The organism is Mesorhizobium sanjuanii (assembly GCF_002529485.1).
In the GTDB taxonomy this organism is placed as follows: Bacteria; Pseudomonadota; Alphaproteobacteria; order Rhizobiales; family Rhizobiaceae; genus Mesorhizobium; species Mesorhizobium sanjuanii.
Genome location: NZ_NWQG01000215.1, coordinates 1 through 1,030, shown reverse-complemented (window position 1 = coordinate 1,030; position 1,030 = coordinate 1). Strand labels below are relative to the sequence as shown.

1 protein-coding gene is annotated in these 1,030 nt (G+C 63.7%); it reads right to left on the bottom strand.

The window, feature by feature from the left end; genetic code table 11:
• Positions 1–1,030, bottom strand: a 1,030-nt coding sequence (gene groEL, locus CN311_RS27085) for a chaperonin GroEL (protein ID WP_115504276.1), incomplete at both ends; no start/stop codon positions are given.

The window sequence follows — 1,030 nt, the reverse complement described above, 5'->3', positions numbered from 1 at the left end:
CGACGCACGATGTTGATGCCGGCGGCCTGGTCGGAGTTGACGCCGACGGCGTTGATGGTCAGCGACGCGCGCAGCAGGGCAACGCCGCCGCCGGCAACGATGCCTTCTTCCACGGCCGCGCGGGTCGCGTTGAGGGCGTCATCGACGCGGTCCTTCTTTTCCTTGACTTCGACTTCCGTCGCGCCGCCGACGCGGATGACGGCAACGCCGCCCGCGAGCTTGGCGAGACGCTCCTGCAGCTTCTCCTTGTCGTAGTCCGAGGTGGTCTCCTCGATCTGCTGCTTGATCTGGGCGACGCGGCCCTGGATCTCTTCCTTCTTGCCGGCGCCGTCGACGATGGTGGTGTTTTCCTTGGAGATCGACACCTTCTTGGCGCGGCCGAGCATGTTGAGGCCGACGTTCTCGAGCTTGATGCCGAGGTCTTCCGAGATGACCTGGCCACCAGTGAGGATGGCGATGTCTTCCAGCATGGCCTTGCGGCGATCACCGAAGCCCGGCGCCTTGACGGCGGCGATCTTCAGGCCGCCACGCAGCTTGTTGACGACGAGCGTGGCCAGAGCCTCGCCTTCGACGTCTTCCGAGATGATGACCAGCGGCTTCGAGGTCTGCACGACAGCCTCAAGGATCGGCAGCATGGCCTGCAGGTTGGAGAGCTTCTTCTCGTGGAGAAGGATGTAGGCGTCTTCCAGATCGGCGACCATCTTGTCGGCGTTGGTGACGAAGTAGGGCGAGAGATAGCCGCGATCGAACTGCATGCCTTCGACGACTTCGAGTTCGGTCTCGGCGGTCTTGGCTTCCTCGACCGTGATGACACCCTCATTGCCGACCTTCTGCATCGCTTCCGCGATCATGGCGCCGACCGACTCGTCGCCGTTGCCGGCGATCGTGCCGACCTGGGCAACCTCTTCCGAGGTCTTGATCTTCTTGGCGTTCTTGATCAGCGTCGCGACGACGTCGGTGACGGCGAGGTCGATGCCGCGCTTCAGGTCCATCGGGTTCATGCCGGCGGCAACCGCCTTGTGGCCTTCCT